At 70.2% G+C, this 13,717-nt stretch carries 14 protein-coding genes; 13 read left to right on the top strand and 1 reads right to left on the bottom strand.

Going from position 1 to position 13,717, the window contains the following annotated elements:
• Nucleotides 1–10: 10 nt before the first annotated feature.
• A complete protein-coding gene (map, locus tag IDM46_RS06190) occupies nt 11–787 on the bottom strand; it encodes a type I methionyl aminopeptidase (RefSeq protein ID WP_182821402.1) in 777 nt (258 codons plus the stop codon).
• 269 nt (nt 788–1,056) lie between these two features.
• Between map and IDM46_RS06185 the strand changes: the two genes are divergently transcribed.
• The 13 genes from IDM46_RS06185 to IDM46_RS06125 all read left to right on the top strand — a co-directional run bounded on the left by IDM46_RS06185 (nt 1,057) and on the right by IDM46_RS06125 (nt 13,706).
• Nucleotides 1,057–1,581, top strand: a complete 525-nt coding sequence (locus tag IDM46_RS06185) for a spore coat U domain-containing protein (RefSeq protein ID WP_182821404.1) — start codon at nt 1,057–1,059, stop codon at nt 1,579–1,581.
• A 28-nt stretch (nt 1,582–1,609) separates the two neighbouring features.
• On the top strand, nt 1,610–2,413 hold the full coding sequence (locus IDM46_RS06180; RefSeq protein WP_182821406.1) for a molecular chaperone: 804 nt from the start codon (nt 1,610–1,612) through the stop codon (nt 2,411–2,413).
• 7 nt (nt 2,414–2,420) lie between these two features.
• Nucleotides 2,421–4,814 carry a fimbria/pilus outer membrane usher protein gene (locus tag IDM46_RS06175; protein WP_182821408.1) on the top strand — a complete coding sequence of 798 codons (2,394 nt, stop codon included), beginning with the start codon at nt 2,421–2,423 and terminating at the stop codon, nt 4,812–4,814.
• The gene (locus tag IDM46_RS06170; RefSeq protein ID WP_185115131.1) at nt 4,811–5,869 is read left to right on the top strand and encodes a spore coat protein U domain-containing protein; all 1,059 of its coding nucleotides are present in this window, start codon (nt 4,811–4,813) and stop codon (nt 5,867–5,869) included. The genes IDM46_RS06175 and IDM46_RS06170 overlap by 4 nt, the downstream gene beginning before the upstream one ends.
• Before the next feature lie 139 nt (nt 5,870–6,008).
• Nucleotides 6,009–6,269: a hypothetical protein gene (locus IDM46_RS06165; protein ID WP_182821413.1), complete on the top strand. Its 261-nt coding sequence runs from the start codon at nt 6,009–6,011 to the stop codon at nt 6,267–6,269.
• Nucleotides 6,270–6,582: 313 nt separating this feature from the next.
• The gene (rpsB, locus tag IDM46_RS06160; RefSeq protein WP_182821416.1) at nt 6,583–7,467 is read left to right on the top strand and encodes a 30S ribosomal protein S2; all 885 of its coding nucleotides are present in this window, start codon (nt 6,583–6,585) and stop codon (nt 7,465–7,467) included.
• Between the two features lie 87 nt (nt 7,468–7,554).
• On the top strand, nt 7,555–8,424 hold the full coding sequence (tsf, locus tag IDM46_RS06155; protein WP_182821418.1) for a translation elongation factor Ts: 870 nt from the start codon (nt 7,555–7,557) through the stop codon (nt 8,422–8,424).
• Between the two features lie 151 nt (nt 8,425–8,575).
• Nucleotides 8,576–9,298, top strand: a complete 723-nt coding sequence (gene pyrH / locus IDM46_RS06150) for a UMP kinase (protein ID WP_185115130.1) — start codon at nt 8,576–8,578, stop codon at nt 9,296–9,298.
• A gap of 59 nt (nt 9,299–9,357) precedes the next feature.
• A complete protein-coding gene (locus IDM46_RS06145) occupies nt 9,358–10,317 on the top strand; it encodes a cation diffusion facilitator family transporter (RefSeq protein WP_185115129.1) in 960 nt (319 codons plus the stop codon).
• Between the two features lie 60 nt (nt 10,318–10,377).
• Entirely contained in the window at nt 10,378–10,935 is a 558-nt protein-coding gene (gene frr / locus IDM46_RS06140; protein WP_185115128.1) for a ribosome recycling factor, read from the top strand.
• A gap of 10 nt (nt 10,936–10,945) precedes the next feature.
• Nucleotides 10,946–11,716: a polyprenyl diphosphate synthase gene (gene uppS, locus IDM46_RS06135; protein WP_182821426.1), complete on the top strand. Its 771-nt coding sequence runs from the start codon at nt 10,946–10,948 to the stop codon at nt 11,714–11,716.
• Nucleotides 11,713–12,537, top strand: a complete 825-nt coding sequence (locus IDM46_RS06130; protein WP_182821428.1) for a phosphatidate cytidylyltransferase — start codon at nt 11,713–11,715, stop codon at nt 12,535–12,537. Before uppS ends, IDM46_RS06130 begins: the two co-directional genes overlap by 4 nt.
• Nucleotides 12,522–13,706 (top strand): 1-deoxy-D-xylulose-5-phosphate reductoisomerase, encoded by a 1,185-nt coding sequence (locus tag IDM46_RS06125; protein WP_185115281.1) that lies wholly within the window; start codon nt 12,522–12,524, stop codon nt 13,704–13,706. The genes IDM46_RS06130 and IDM46_RS06125 overlap by 16 nt, the downstream gene beginning before the upstream one ends.
• Nucleotides 13,707–13,717: the final 11 nt, after the last annotated feature.

Here is a 13,717-nt window from a genome sequence, read left to right as displayed (position 1 = left end):
GGTGGACATCTCAGAGCCCGTTGTCGTCGCCGGGCAGGCGGGTCAGGATCTCGACCCCGTCGGCGGTCACCGCGACCATGTGCTCCCACTGCGCGGACAGCTTGCGGTCCTTGGTGACCACGGTCCAGCCGTCAGGCAGCAGGCGCGTGTGGCGCGCGCCCTCGTTGATCATCGGCTCGATGGTGAAGGTCATGCCCTCGGCCAGCACCAGGCCTTCGCCCGGGCGGCCGTAGTGCAGCACCTGCGGCTCCTCGTGGTAGACCTGCCCGATGCCGTGGCCGCAGTACTCGCGCACCACGCTGAAGCGTTCGGCCTCGGCGTAGGACTGGATGGCGTGGCCGATGTCGCCCAGCGTGGCGCCCGGCTTCACCGCACGGATGCCGCGGAACATCGCCTCGCGCGTCACCTCCACCAGGCGCCTGGCCATCACCGACGGCGTGCCGACGAAATACATGCGGCTGGTGTCGCCGTGCCAGCCGTCCTTGATGACGGTGACGTCGATATTGATGATGTCGCCGTCCTTCAGGACCTTGGCGTCGTTGGGGATGCCGTGGCAGATGACGTTGTTGACCGAGATGCAGGTCGCCTTGGGATAGCCCTTGTAGCCGACGTTGGCCGGCGTGGCCTGCTGCACGTTGACGATATGGTCATGGCAGATGCGGTCGAGCTCCTCGGTGGTCACGCCCGGCACCACGTGCGGGGCGACCACCTGCAGCACCTCGGCGGCCAGGGCGCCGGAAACGCGCATCTTCTCGATCTGTTCGGGGGTCTTGGGGGTAATGGTCATCGGGCCATTATCGCCCACCCGGCTGCCAGCCCGCAGGACGGCGCGCGCATGGTCAGCGAATGCCCGGAATGTGACGTGCTGCGGCAGCTCGGCCGCCGTGCTCCGCCATCGCGGGATTCCGCGGGCGAACGCTGCCCGGATCCGACCATACCGCTGCGTACGCCACTGCAGACATGATGGCCCGCGGGTCTTCCGGAGTTGGCACGCCCTTTGCTTGAGGATCTCCGTCCGCAAGCGTGCGGCCCGTCACACTCACTCTGGGAACCACTATGCATCTCTCCAAGCAGTCCATCACGCTTTCCGTTCTCGCCAGCGCCCTGTCCCTTGGCATGATCGCCAGCGCGCACGCGGCCGAAGACAGCGCCACCTTCCAGGTCCGCATCGTGATCCAGGAGTCGTGCACCATCAGCGCCACCGCGCCGACCGACATCGACTTCCTGAGCCACACCCGCTCCACCGGCGCACCGGTGACTGCCACGGGCACCCTGAACGTGAACTGCTCGGCGGGCACGCCCTACGCCATCGGCCTCACCGGCGGCGTCAACTCGGCGGCCGATGCGGCGGCACCGGCGGCGGGTGATCGTCGCATGTTCAGCGGTGGCGCCTACGTGCCGTATGACCTGTACCGCGACGGCGGCTTCAGCAACTTCTGGGGCAACACCACCGCCGTCAACATGCAGACCGGCACCGGCAACGCCGCGAGCCAGACCTACACCGTGCATGGACGCGTGCCGTCCACCAACTTCCCGGCCGGCACCTACACCGACACGGTCACCGCGCGGGTGGTGTACTGAGCATCGGTCCCGGATGCGATCGGCGGCCATGACCCGGACGCACCTCCACTCCGCCCCGGCACCGCGGCGCCGGCCGTTCCGATGGCTGGCGTTCGCGCTGGCGGGGCTGGGCATGCTCGCGGCGCTGCCGGTCGGCGCCGCCAGCCTGCAGGTCGCCCCCATTTCCGTGGAACTGGAGGCGGGCGAGCAGGCCGAGGCCCTGTGGTTGAGCAACACCGGCGACCAGCCCATCCAGGCGCAGGTCCGGGTGATGGCGTGGTCACAGGATGCCGCAGCTGATCGGCTCGAGCCGAGCCGCGAGCTGCTGCCCAGCCCGCCGATCGTGCGGATCGCACCCGGCCAGCGACAGCTGGTGCGCATCGTGCGGCCGCAGGCCGGCGCGGTGCCGTCGGAGCGCGCTTTCCGCCTGCTCGTCGACGAGTTGCCAGACCCCGGGCAACCGGCCTCGTCGGGCCTGCAGTTCCTGTTGCAGTACTCGGTGCCGGTCTTCGTGCTGCCTGCGGGCGCCACGCCGCAGGACGCACCCGGGCCCCGCGCGCCCACCGATGCCTCCACGCTGTCCACCGTCGTGGAGGGGACCGGCGAGGACGCGCGCATGACGGTGGTCAACCTTGGCACGCGCCGCGTGCGGCTGAGCGACCTGGTACGGATCGACGCTGCCGGAGCCGAGACGCCGCTCATTGCCGGACTGGTGGGCTACGTCCTCGCTGGCCAGCGCATGCAATGGCCGCTGTCCCTGCCCGCCGACGGGCTCCGCGGCGCAAGCCTCAGGGTGAGACTGAATGACGACCAGGACCCGCAGATCCTGCCGCTTTCATCGCCGACTCCCTGAACTGTCCGTGCTGGCCATTGCCCTGTCGCTGTCCGCGGTCCCGGTCGGCGTGCAGGCGCGCGGCGCGGGCGCGGCCGCGGTCATGGCCGATGAAGCGGACAGCGCACAGGCAGCCACAACGCCTGGCAGCCAGGAGCTCTACCTCGACGTTTCACTCAACGAGGTCGCCACCGGCACGCTGGCGCGCTTCGTCCTGGTCCACCGGCGGCTCCACGCAAGTGCCGCCACGCTGCGCGGGCTGGGATTGCGCTGGACGGGCAGCGCAACAGCGCAGGGCCTGGTCGCGCTGGACGCCCTGCCGGGCCTGCAGGTGCAGTACGACGAAGCGCGGCAGCACCTGGCCCTGCTTGCACCGCTGGACCTGTTGGGGGCCGCGCAGGCGCGCGGCGGCTACGTCACCCCCGCTCCGCTGCAGGCCGACCCCGCCAGCCGCATCCCGGGCCTGATCCTGAACTACGACGTCTACGGGCAGCACGACGACAACAGTTCCAGCCTCGGCGCGTGGAACGAGTTGCGCCTCTTCGGCCTGGGGCCCGGCGTGTTCGTCAACACCGGCAGCAGCCGCGCCTTCCGCGCGCGCGGCGCGCGCGACGGGCACGAGGCAGTGCGCCTGGACTCGTTCTGGGAATACGACGACCCGGAGCGCATGCTCACCGTGACCGTCGGCGACACGCTTACCGGCGCGCTGTCGTGGACGCGCCCGACCCGCATCGGCGGGATCCGCATCTCGCGCAACTTCGCGCTGCAGCCATACCGCATCACAACCCCGCTGGCCTCCTTCGCCGGCGAAGCGGTGCTGCCGTCGACCGTCGACATCCTGATCAACGGCATCCAGCAGTCCAGCCAGCGCGTGCAGCCCGGGCAGTTCGTGATCGACAGCGCGCCGATGCTCAGTGGTGCCGGGCAGGCGCAGATGGTGCTCACCGACATCAACGGCCAGCGCCGGGTGCTGGATTTCGCCCTGTATGGCACGCCGCAACTGCTCGAGGCCGGGCTGGTGGACTGGTCGGTGGAGCTGGGTGCGATGCGTCGGAGCTACGGCCAGCAGTCCTTCGACTACGCCGATGATCCTGTGTTCAGTGCGACCGCCCGCCGCGGCATGAGCGACCGCGCCACGCTCGAAGGCCACACCCAGCTTGCCCCGGGCCTGCAACTGGCGGGCGTCGGGGGCGGCTGGCGCGTGGGCGCGCGCGGTGGCCTGCTGACCGGTGCCGCGGCCGGCAGCCGCCACGCCGGGCACAACGGCACGCTCGGCAGCCTTGGCTACCAGTGGAACTCGCCGGCGTTCAACCTGTTCGCCTCGAGCACCCACCGCAGCGCCGGATTCCGCGACGCCGGCAGCCTCGAAACCGGCGCGCTGCCACGCCGCACCGACCAGGCCTTCGCCGGCTTCAACACCCGGCTCGGTCAGCTCGGCGCCAGCTACATCCTGCAGGCCGACCAGGACAACCAGGCGCGCCGCTATGCCACGCTCAACTGGTCGCGACAGCTGCCGCGCAACGCGACGGTGAGCGTCAGCCTCAGTCGCGGGCTCGACGACGACGCCGGCGACAGCGCCTATCTGTACTGGTCGATGCCGCTGGACCGCCACGCTTCGGTGTCCGCGAGTGCACGCCATGGCGATCGCAGCCGCGGGCTGTCGATGGGCGCGCACCGCGCCCCGAACAGCGACCTGGGCGGCTGGGGATGGCGCGCCCAGGCCACGGCCGGCGACCAGCCGGGCGCGCAGGCCGAAGTCTCCCGGCTCAGCCAGAACGGGCAGTGGACACTGGGCGCCAACCACTGGCGCGGCGATGGCAACACGCCGTCGGCCACCACGACCTACGGCAGCGCCAGCGGCGGGCTCGTACTCGTGCGCGGCCACGCCTACGCCATGCGCCGGGTCGACGACGCGTTCGCGGTGGTGGACACGAGCGGTTTTGCCGGTGTTCCGGTGCGCCTGGAGAACCGGGTCGTGGGTCACACCGACGCGAACGGGCTGCTGCTGGTCAGCCGCCTGAACGCATGGCAGGCCAACCGGCTGTCGATCGATCCGCTTGACCTGCCGGTCGACACCCAACTGGGCGAAACCAGCATCGATGCCGTGCCGCAGCGTCGCAGCGGCATGCTGGCGGCGTTCAAGATGAAGCGCATCCATCCCGTGGACCTGGTGCTGCGCGACCACGCAGGCAGCTTGTTGCCCGTCGGCAGCCGGGTGTGGCTGGAACCCGCGGACGGCGAATTCGATGCCGACCGGGCACCCGATACCGTGGTCGGCCATGGTGGAATGGTGTGGCTCACGGACCTGCCGGAGGGGATGCGCCTGCGCGTCCAGACCGGCGACCAGCTGTGCATGGCCGCGCCCACCCTCCCCGCGGGCAGCGGAGCCCCCGACGAGCCAGGCGACCTGATATGCCGATGAACCGCATGCCGCTTCCTTCCAGCACGGGTACGTGCGCCGTGATGCGGCGGCACCGCACGACCGCTGCATGGAAACCGGCCTTCCTGCTGCTTCTTCTCGGCGGCGGCACACTGCTGCCCGCCCACGCCCAGAGCTGCTGGTCCACGGGAAGCCTGGCCATCGCATTTGGCGAGGTCGGCGGCACGGGCAAGTCCACCAGCGACAGCCTTGCGATCACCTGCAATCGCGGAAATGGACGTCCGGCCATCGCCTATCGCATCTGCATGTTCATCCCGGAGGGAACCCCGATCCCCGGCATCAATCCGCGCTGGATGACCAACTACAACGGCGCGCAGATGGCCTACGACCTGTATGCCGACCCGGCCCATTCGCAGCTCATCCCCCCCAATGCGGGCAGCAGTGGTTACGTCCTGCACAGCACAGTGCTGGATGTGCGAACGAACACGACCGGCGACCAAGGCACCGCCTACCTCCCCGTCCACGCCCGGGCACGCGCTGGACAGAGCCTGCCGGCTACCTACGGGTTCCAGAGCCAGATCCATGGCGGCCAGATCCGCTACGCGTACAACGAGGGCAGCCCCGGGAACGCTCCCACCGCCCCCGGCCCCGAGCGCTGCCTGCTGGACGCAACCCCGAGCGTCACCTTCTATACGCATGTCAGCGCGACCTTCGCCAACACCTGCCACGTCAGCACCGCCACCGACCTGGACTTCGGTGCCGTCGCCTCGCTTCCGGGCAATCGCGACCAGACCTCGACCATCCAGTTGCGTTGCCCCGCGGGGACACCCTGGCGCGTGGGCCTGGACGACGGGAGCAATGCCGCAGGCACCACCCGGCGGATGGCCGGGCCGAACGGCAACTACCTGCGTTATGAGCTGTACCGGGACGCGCAGCGCACGCAGCGCTGGGGTGGGAAGGCGATCGCCACCGACAACAGCATCGGAACCGGCACCAATGCCACGCAGAGCCTGACGGTGCATGGGCGCGTCCCTGCGCAGCCGACGCCGGCGGCCGGAAGCTATTCGGATACCGTCACCATCACGCTGGTGTTCTGACGTCCCCTGGGCCCGGAGTGTCTACGGCGTCCGGTCGCGGGGCGATGCAGGTCACAGATCGGCCAGGGGTTCCAACGTTGGTGGATGTCGAGGGGGATGATGCGGCGCATCCCTTCCACCTTCGTGCCAACCCCCGCCGATGTCCGCCCTGCGCATGTTCGTCCTGTGCCTCGCATTGCTTGCAACGGGCGCTGGCGAGGCAAGCGACCAGGTGCCGATGCGCGTCACGCTCGTCCTGGTGGACGCGTGCACCATCCAGTCGCGCGAACCTGCCTGGCCCGATGCGCTGCGGGTCACGTGTTCCTCCCCGCAGCCCTACCGGATCGACAACGCGCCCGTCGACGGCACGGGGGCCGCGGCGACCGAGGATGCGGCTCCGGTCACGACGGTCGTATTCTGATCCCCGACCGGCGTCTGGTTGCCAGCGGACCGCCGCGGGCGCTATGATCGTCGGGCTTTGCCGGCAGGTCTTGCCGCAATGCTGCCCACGCCGGGCATGGCGCATCCCTCAGCGAGGGACGCAGGCGAATACACACCTGCTGCAAACACCCGTTCCGGGGTGTCCCTGGTCCACGAGGACCCGGGATCTGGATACGGAGGCAGCGGGGAGGCCCAACCCCGGAACCTTTCGCCGACTGTCGCCCTCGCGGGCCGCGGTGGCGAGCCGCCCCTACCCTTCCGGCGGCCGGGTTCCCCATCAGGAGTCACATGCAATGTCCCAGGTCACCATGCGCCAGATGCTGGAAGCCGGCGTCCATTTCGGCCACCAGACCCGCTACTGGAACCCCAAGATGGCGCCGTACATCTTCGGCGCCCGCGGCAAGATCCACATCATCAACCTCGAGAAGACCGTTCCGCTGTTCACCGACGCGATGAACTTCATCTCGGGCATCGCGCAGAAGCGCGGCATGATCCTGTTCGTCGGCACCAAGCGCAGCGCGCGCGATCCGATCAAGGAAGAAGCCGAGCGTTGCAACATGCCGTACATGACCCAGCGCTGGCTCGGCGGCACGCTGACCAACTTCCGCACCGTGAAGCAGTCGGTGTCGCGCCTGAAGATGCTGGAAGCCGGCGAGACCGACGGCAGCTTCGACAAGCTGGTCAAGCACGAAGTCCTCGGCCTGCGCCGCGAGCGCGAGAAGCTGCTGGCCTCGCTGGGCGGCATCAAGGAAATGAACCGCCTGCCCGACGCGCTGTTCGTGATCGACATCGGCCATGAAGACATCGCCATCAAGGAAGCCAAGAAGCTCGGCATCCCGGTGATCGCGGTGGTCGACACCAACTACGACCCGGCCCTGGTCGACTACGCCATCCCCGGCAACGACGACGCCATCCGCGCCGTGCAGCTGTACGCCCGCGCCGCGGCCGACGCCGTGCTCGAGGGCAAGGCTGCCGCGCCGAGCGCCGCCAACGTGCGCGAGGAAGACTTCAGCGAAGGCGCCGATGGCGACAAGCCGCGCCGCGCCCCGGCCCGCAAGGCCAAGCCCACGGACGCCGCCAAGGGTGCTGACGAGGCCGCGGCCGACGCCCCGGCCGCCGACGCGGCACCTGTCGCCGATGAGGCGAAGGCTGCCGACGCGACGCCTGCGGCCGAGTAAGCCACACCTGCGCCCCAGCGGCGTACCAGGCGACCGCGCCATCGTGCGCGGCCGCCGACCATCGAACCCACAGCTACCGAGGTCCCCATGGAAATCACCGCAACCCTGGTCAAGGAACTGCGCGAGCGCACCGGCGCCGGCATGATGGAATGCAAGAAGGCCCTGACCGAGGCCGGCGGCAACGTCGACGCCGCCGCCGAGGCGCTGCGCAAGTCCGGCCTGGCCAAGGCCGACAAGAAGGCCGACCGCGTCGCCGCCGAAGGCCGCATCGTGGCCGCGCAGGCCGACGGCCGCGCCGTGCTGGTCGAAATCAACTCCGAGACCGACTTCGTCGCCAAGGACGAGAACTTCCTCGCCTTCACCCAGGCCGTGGCCGACGCCGCGCTTGGCGTGCAGGACATCGACGCGCTGAAGTCCGCCACCGTTGACGGCAAGACCGTCGACGAGGCGCGCGCCGCGCTGATCGCCAAGGTCGGCGAGAACGTGCAGGTGCGCCGCATGGCCACCATCGCCAGCACCGACAACGTCGCCGCCTACGTGCACGGCGGCCGCATCGGCGTGCTGGTCGAGCTCAAGGGTGGCGATGTCGAGCTCGCGCGTGGCCTGGCCATGCACGTGGCCGCGATGAACCCGCCCTACAACAAGGCGGCCGACGTTCCGGCCGAGTTCCTTGCCAAGGAAAAGGAAATCGAGCTGGCCAAGATGTCCGAAAAGGACCGCGCCAAGCCGGCCGAGATCCTCGAGAAGATCATCGGCGGCAAGGTCGCCAAGATCGTCAACGAGGTCTCGCTGTACGGCCAGGCCTACGTGCTCGACACCAACCAGACCGTCGAGCAGGTGTTGAAGGCCGCCGGCGCCGACGTCGTGCGCTTCGAGCGCCTGGCGGTTGGCGAGGGCATCGAGAAGGTGGTCGAGGATTACGCCGCCGAAGTGATGAAGCAGGCCGGCCTGGCCTGAGGCCCGGCCACCGCATCGCCCGATGCGGGTCAATCCCGTCGTACTGCCACACCGGGCCGCGGATCATTCCGCGGCCTTTTTTCTGCGCGTCCGGCCGCCTGTCGTGGCGCGATCGGATAGAATCCACGCCGCTTTCCGCCGGAGTCTCCCCATGTCGCAACTCGCCTACCGCCGTGTCCTGCTCAAGCTGTCCGGCGAGGCGCTGATGGGCGCCGAGGACTACGGCATCGACCCAAAGGTCATCGGCCGCCTGGCGCGCGAGATCATCGAAGCGCAGCATGCCGGCGCCGAGATCGGCGTGGTGGTGGGCGGCGGCAACATCTTCCGCGGCGCGGGCCTGGCGGCGGGCGGCATGGACCGCGTCACCGGCGACCAGATGGGCATGCTGGCCACCGTGATCAACGCGCTGGCCATGCAGGACGCGCTGGAGAAGCTCGGCGCACGCGCGCGGGTGATGAGCGCGATCAAGATCAACGACGTCTGCGAGGACTACATCCGCCGCCGCGCGATCCGCCACCTCGAGAAGGGCCGCATCGCGATCTTCGCCGCCGGCACCGGCAATCCGTTCTTCACCACCGATTCCGGCGCCGCCCTGCGCGCGATCGAGATCGGCGCCGACCTGCTGCTCAAGGCCACCAAGGTCGACGGCGTGTACGACGCCGACCCGAAGAAGCACCCCGGCGCAAAGCGCTTCGACCGCCTGACCTATGACGAAGTGCTCAGCCGCGACCTGCAGGTGATGGACACCGCCGCGTTCGCGCTGTGCCGCGACGCCGACATGCCGCTGCGCATCTTCGACATGGAGCAGCCGGGCCAGCTCCTGCGCATCCTGCGCGGCGAGCCGATCGGCACGCTGGTGCAGGGCCGCAGCTGACGCGCAACCAGCCGCCGCTGGAATAGTGTCCGCCCGCGGCGGCTGGCAGGCTCGAAACCATGCACGCCCCACACGACCCCGGCCATCACCATGACCACGGCCATGGCAGCAGCCATCAGCACGGCCCTTCCCCGGGTTCGTCGACGCGCGCCTTCGCCACCGTCACCCTGGTCAACCTCGCCTACACCGTGCTCGAGGCGGGCTACGGGTTCCTGACCAACTCACTGGCGCTGCTGTCCGACGCGCTGCACAACCTCGGCGACGTGCTCGGACTGGCGCTCGCCTGGGGTGCGGCGGCCATGGCCCAATGGCCGGCCACCGAACGCCACACCTACGGCTGGCGACGCGCCACCCTGCTCTCGCCGCTGGCCAATGCCACCCTGCTCGTGGGCCTGTCCGGCGCGCTGGCCTGGGAGGCGCTGCGCCGCCTGTCCGCCCCGCCCGAACTCCCCGGCATGACCATCGTGGTCGTCGCCACCATCGGCATAGCGGTCAACCTCGGCAGCGCGCTGCTGGTGCAAGGCGGGCACGGCCACGACCTCAACCGCCGCGGTGCCTACCTGCACCTGCTGGCCGATGCCGCGATCTCGCTGGCCACGGTGGTGGCCGGCATCGGCATGCTGGCCTGGGGCTGGACCTGGCTGGACCCTGCCACCGCACTCCTGGTCGGCGTGGTGGTCGCGGTCGGCGCGGCGCGGCTGCTGCGCGACAGCTTCGACGCCGCGATGGACGCGGTGCCGACGGGGATCGACCAGGCCGCGGTGCGCACGTTCCTCGCCGCGCAAGCGGGGGTCGACTCGGTGCACCACGTGCACATCTGGTCGCTGGGCGCCGGCGAAGTGGCGATGACCGCGCACCTGGTGCGCCCGTCGGGCGACGACGACGACCGCTTCCTGCATGACCTGGGCGCATCGCTTGCGGCGCGCTTCGGCATCGGCCACGCCACGCTGCAGGTCGAGCGGAGCGGCGCCGCCTGTGGCGGACACGAGCACGACGGCGGCGTTCCGGCGCGCGAGTGAGGCCGCGCGTGTCCCGGCATCGCCTATAATCCGCCGCTTGCTTACCGCAGCGAGGCCACGATGCCCAACCAGATCAAGAAGGACGCGCAGACGCGCATGGCGAAGAGCGTCGAGGCCCTGCGCCACGACCTGGGCAAGGTGCGCACCGGGCGCGCCTCCACCGCGCTGGTCGACCACCTGAGGGTCAACTATTACGGCTCCGACATGCCGCTGACGCAGGTCGCCTCCGTCACGGTCAGCGACGCGCGCACCCTGACCATCACGCCGTGGGAAAAGCCGATGGTCAGTGCCGTGGAGAAGGCGATCCTGGCCTCCGACCTCGGCCTGACGCCCAACACCTCGGGCATGGTCATCCGCATCAACCTGCCGGCGCTGACCGAGGAGCGCCGTCGCGACCTGACCAAGGTCGTGCACAGCGAAGGCGAGAGCGCGAAGGTCGCGATCCGCAACATCCGCCGCGACGCCAACCAGCAGGTCAAGGACATGCTCAAGGAAAAGGCGATCTCGGAGGACGACGAGCGCCGCAGCGAAATCGAGATCCAGAAGATCACCGACGAGGCGATCAAGGACGTCGATGAAGTGGTGAAGGCCAAAGAGCAGGAGCTGATGGCGGTCTGATGGCGGCACGATGAGCGCCACGGCCACATCGCAACCGGTACCGCGCCACGTCGCCGTCATCATGGACGGCAATGGCCGCTGGGCGGCACGTCGCAAGCGCCCGCGCGCCATCGGCCATCGCGCCGGCGCGCGCGCGGTCAACCTGTGCATCGATTTCTGCATCGAGCGCGGCATCCAGGCGCTCACGTTGTTCGCGTTTTCCAGCGAGAACTGGGGCCGTCCCGCCGAAGAGGTCGGGGCGCTGATGAAGCTGTTCCTCAATGCGCTGGAGCGCGAAGTCGGCGAACTGCACCGGCGCGGCGTGCGCGTGCGTTTCATCGGCGAGCGTGGCCGCTTCGACCCGGCCATCGCCGCGCGCATGCAGGCGGCCGAGGCACTGACCGCGGGCAATCGCCGGCTGGCACTGTCGATCGCCGCCAGCTACGGCGGGCGGCAGGACATCGCCCGCGCCGCGCGCGAACTGGCCGTGGAAGTCGCCGCCGGCCGCATGTCGCCGGACGACATCGACGAGGCGGCGCTCGCCGCGCGCCTGGCGCTGGCCGACCTGCCGGCACCCGACCTGTTCATCCGCACCGGCGGCGACCTGCGCATCAGCAATTTCCTGCTGTGGCAGCTGGCCTACACCGAACTGTGGTTCACCGACCTGCTGTGGCCCGACCTCGACGCCGCGACCCTCCAACAGGCGCTCGACGCCTTCGCCAGCCGCGAGCGCCGTTTCGGGCTGACCGGCGACCAGGTGGCCGTGGCCGCCGCACCGACCACGGACACCCCGACGCCATGACCCGCACCCGCCTCCTCGCCGCCTTCATCATGGGGCCGGCCACCATCGCCGCCGTGCTCCTGCTGCCGACCCAGTGGATGGTGCTGCTCGCCGCGATCGTCTTCCTCGCCGGCATGTGGGAGTGGTTCGCGCTGGCCGAGATCGAGGACACGCTGGCGCGCGGCGCGTTGCTGGTGCTCAACCTGCTGCTGATGGTCGCCCTGGCGTGGGCCACCGGCGGGTCGGGCGGCACGATGGTGCTGTTCAAGCTGGCGCTGGTGGTGGGCGTGGTGTGGTGGCTGCTGGCCATGCTGTGGCTGGTGCATTACGACTTCGCGTCCGACCACGACACCAATGCGCGGGTGTTCAAGCTGGCCGCGGCGACGCTGGCGGTGATACCCGCCTGGTGCGCGCTCGCGCTGCTGCACCACGACGGCCCGGGCTGGCTGCTGCTCGCCCTGGCCACCGTCTGGGCCACCGACACCGGCGCGTACTTCGCCGGCCGCGCCTGGGGCAAGCGCAAGCTGGCACCGCGCATCAGTCCCAACAAGACCGTCGCCGGCCTGGTCGGCGGCCTGGCCGTGGGCATCCTGGTCGCGGTGCTCGGTGCGTGGCTGCTGGGCACGTCGCCGGCGCAACTTGCGCTGGTGGCGCTGGTGGCGCTGCTGACGGTGCTGTTTTCGGTCGTGGGCGACCTGTTCGAGAGCCTGCTCAAGCGCCATGTCGGCGCCAAGGACTCGGGCAACCTGATCCCCGGCCATGGCGGAATCATGGACCGGCTCGACAGCGTGCTCGCCGCCCTCCCGGTGTTCGCGCTCGGCAAGTTCTGGCTGGGCTTCTGATGCAACGCGTGGCGATCCTCGGCGCGACCGGCTCGATCGGTGCGTCCGCGCTCGACGTCGTGGCGCGCCATCCGGACACGATGCGCGCCAGCGTGCTGGCCGCCGGCAGCAACGTCGCGGCGTTGGTCGCGCTGTGCCGCACGCACCGCCCCGACGACGCGGTGATCGCCGATGACGCAGGCTTTGCCGCGCTGCGCGACGGCCTGGCCGATGCCGGCCTGGCGACGCGCGCGCATGCCGGGGCCGCCGCCATCGACGCGCTCGCCTCGGGCCCGGCGTGCGACACGGTCGTGGCCGCGATCGTCGGTGCCGCCGGCCTCGATTCCACGCTGGCCGCGGCGCGCGCCGGCAAGCGCCTGCTGCTGGCCAACAAGGAATCGCTGGTACTGGCCGGCGAGCTGCTGATGGCCGCGGCCCGCGACGGCGGCGCACGGATCATCCCGATCGACAGCGAGCACAACGCCATCTTCCAGTGCCTGCCCGGCGACGGCGCCGCCGCTGGAGTGCGGCGCATCGTGCTGACCGCCTCCGGCGGGCCGTTCCGCGGGCGCGACCGCGCCGCGCTGGCCGATGTCACCCCGGCGCAGGCCGTGGCCCACCCCAAGTGGTCCATGGGCCCGAAGATCTCGGTGGATTCAGCCACGCTCATGAACAAGGGCCTCGAGGTGATCGAGGCCTGCCACCTGTTCGGCCTGGCGCCGGGCCGGGTCGACGTGCTCGTCCACCCGCAGAGCCTGGTGCATTCGCTGGTCGAGTTCATCGACGGCTCCACCCTCGCGCAGCTGGGGCTGCCCGACATGCGCACGGCGCTGGCGGTGGGGTTGGGCTGGCCGGAGCGGGTGCAGTCGGGCGTCGCCGGCCTCGACCTGCTGGCGCATGGCCGGCTCGACTTCGAGGCGCCGGACACCGCCGCCTTCCCCTGCCTCGGCCTCGCCTATGCCGCCCTGGCTGCCGGCGGAACTGCGCCGGCGGTGCTCAATGCCGCCAACGAGATCGCGGTTTCAGCCTTCCTTCAGGGCCGGGTAGGCTTCCTGTCCATTCCCGCGCTGGTCGCGGAGACCCTGGAGGCGCTGCCCGCGCGCGCCGCCGACTCGCTCGACGTACTGCGCGAAGCCGATGGCGAAGCCCGCCGCGTCGCCACCGCCGCCCTGTCCCGCCACCGCGCCTGACGCACACGGAT

The organism is Luteimonas sp. MC1825 (assembly GCF_014764385.1).
Taxonomy (GTDB): Bacteria; Pseudomonadota; Gammaproteobacteria; order Xanthomonadales; family Xanthomonadaceae; genus Luteimonas.
The sequence above is the reverse complement of the archived record's forward strand: the minus strand, read 5'-3'. Positions and strand labels throughout refer to the sequence as shown.

What these genes read in the sequence shown, in the direction of transcription:
- map (WP_182821402.1), bottom strand. Translation starts at nt 787, where the DNA reads ATGACCATTACCCCCAAGACCCCCGAACAGATCGAGAAGATGCGCGTT.
- IDM46_RS06185 (WP_182821404.1), top strand. Translation starts at nt 1,057, where the DNA reads ATGCATCTCTCCAAGCAGTCCATCACGCTTTCCGTTCTCGCCAGCGCC.
- IDM46_RS06180 (WP_182821406.1), top strand. Translation starts at nt 1,610, where the DNA reads ATGACCCGGACGCACCTCCACTCCGCCCCGGCACCGCGGCGCCGGCCG.
- IDM46_RS06170 (WP_185115131.1), top strand. Translation starts at nt 4,811, where the DNA reads ATGAACCGCATGCCGCTTCCTTCCAGCACGGGTACGTGCGCCGTGATG.
- IDM46_RS06165 (WP_182821413.1), top strand. Translation starts at nt 6,009, where the DNA reads ATGTCCGCCCTGCGCATGTTCGTCCTGTGCCTCGCATTGCTTGCAACG.
- rpsB (WP_182821416.1), top strand. Translation starts at nt 6,583, where the DNA reads ATGTCCCAGGTCACCATGCGCCAGATGCTGGAAGCCGGCGTCCATTTC.
- tsf (WP_182821418.1), top strand. Translation starts at nt 7,555, where the DNA reads ATGGAAATCACCGCAACCCTGGTCAAGGAACTGCGCGAGCGCACCGGC.
- pyrH (WP_185115130.1), top strand. Translation starts at nt 8,576, where the DNA reads ATGTCGCAACTCGCCTACCGCCGTGTCCTGCTCAAGCTGTCCGGCGAG.
- IDM46_RS06145 (WP_185115129.1), top strand. Translation starts at nt 9,358, where the DNA reads ATGCACGCCCCACACGACCCCGGCCATCACCATGACCACGGCCATGGC.
- frr (WP_185115128.1), top strand. Translation starts at nt 10,378, where the DNA reads ATGCCCAACCAGATCAAGAAGGACGCGCAGACGCGCATGGCGAAGAGC.
- uppS (WP_182821426.1), top strand. Translation starts at nt 10,946, where the DNA reads ATGAGCGCCACGGCCACATCGCAACCGGTACCGCGCCACGTCGCCGTC.
- IDM46_RS06130 (WP_182821428.1), top strand. Translation starts at nt 11,713, where the DNA reads ATGACCCGCACCCGCCTCCTCGCCGCCTTCATCATGGGGCCGGCCACC.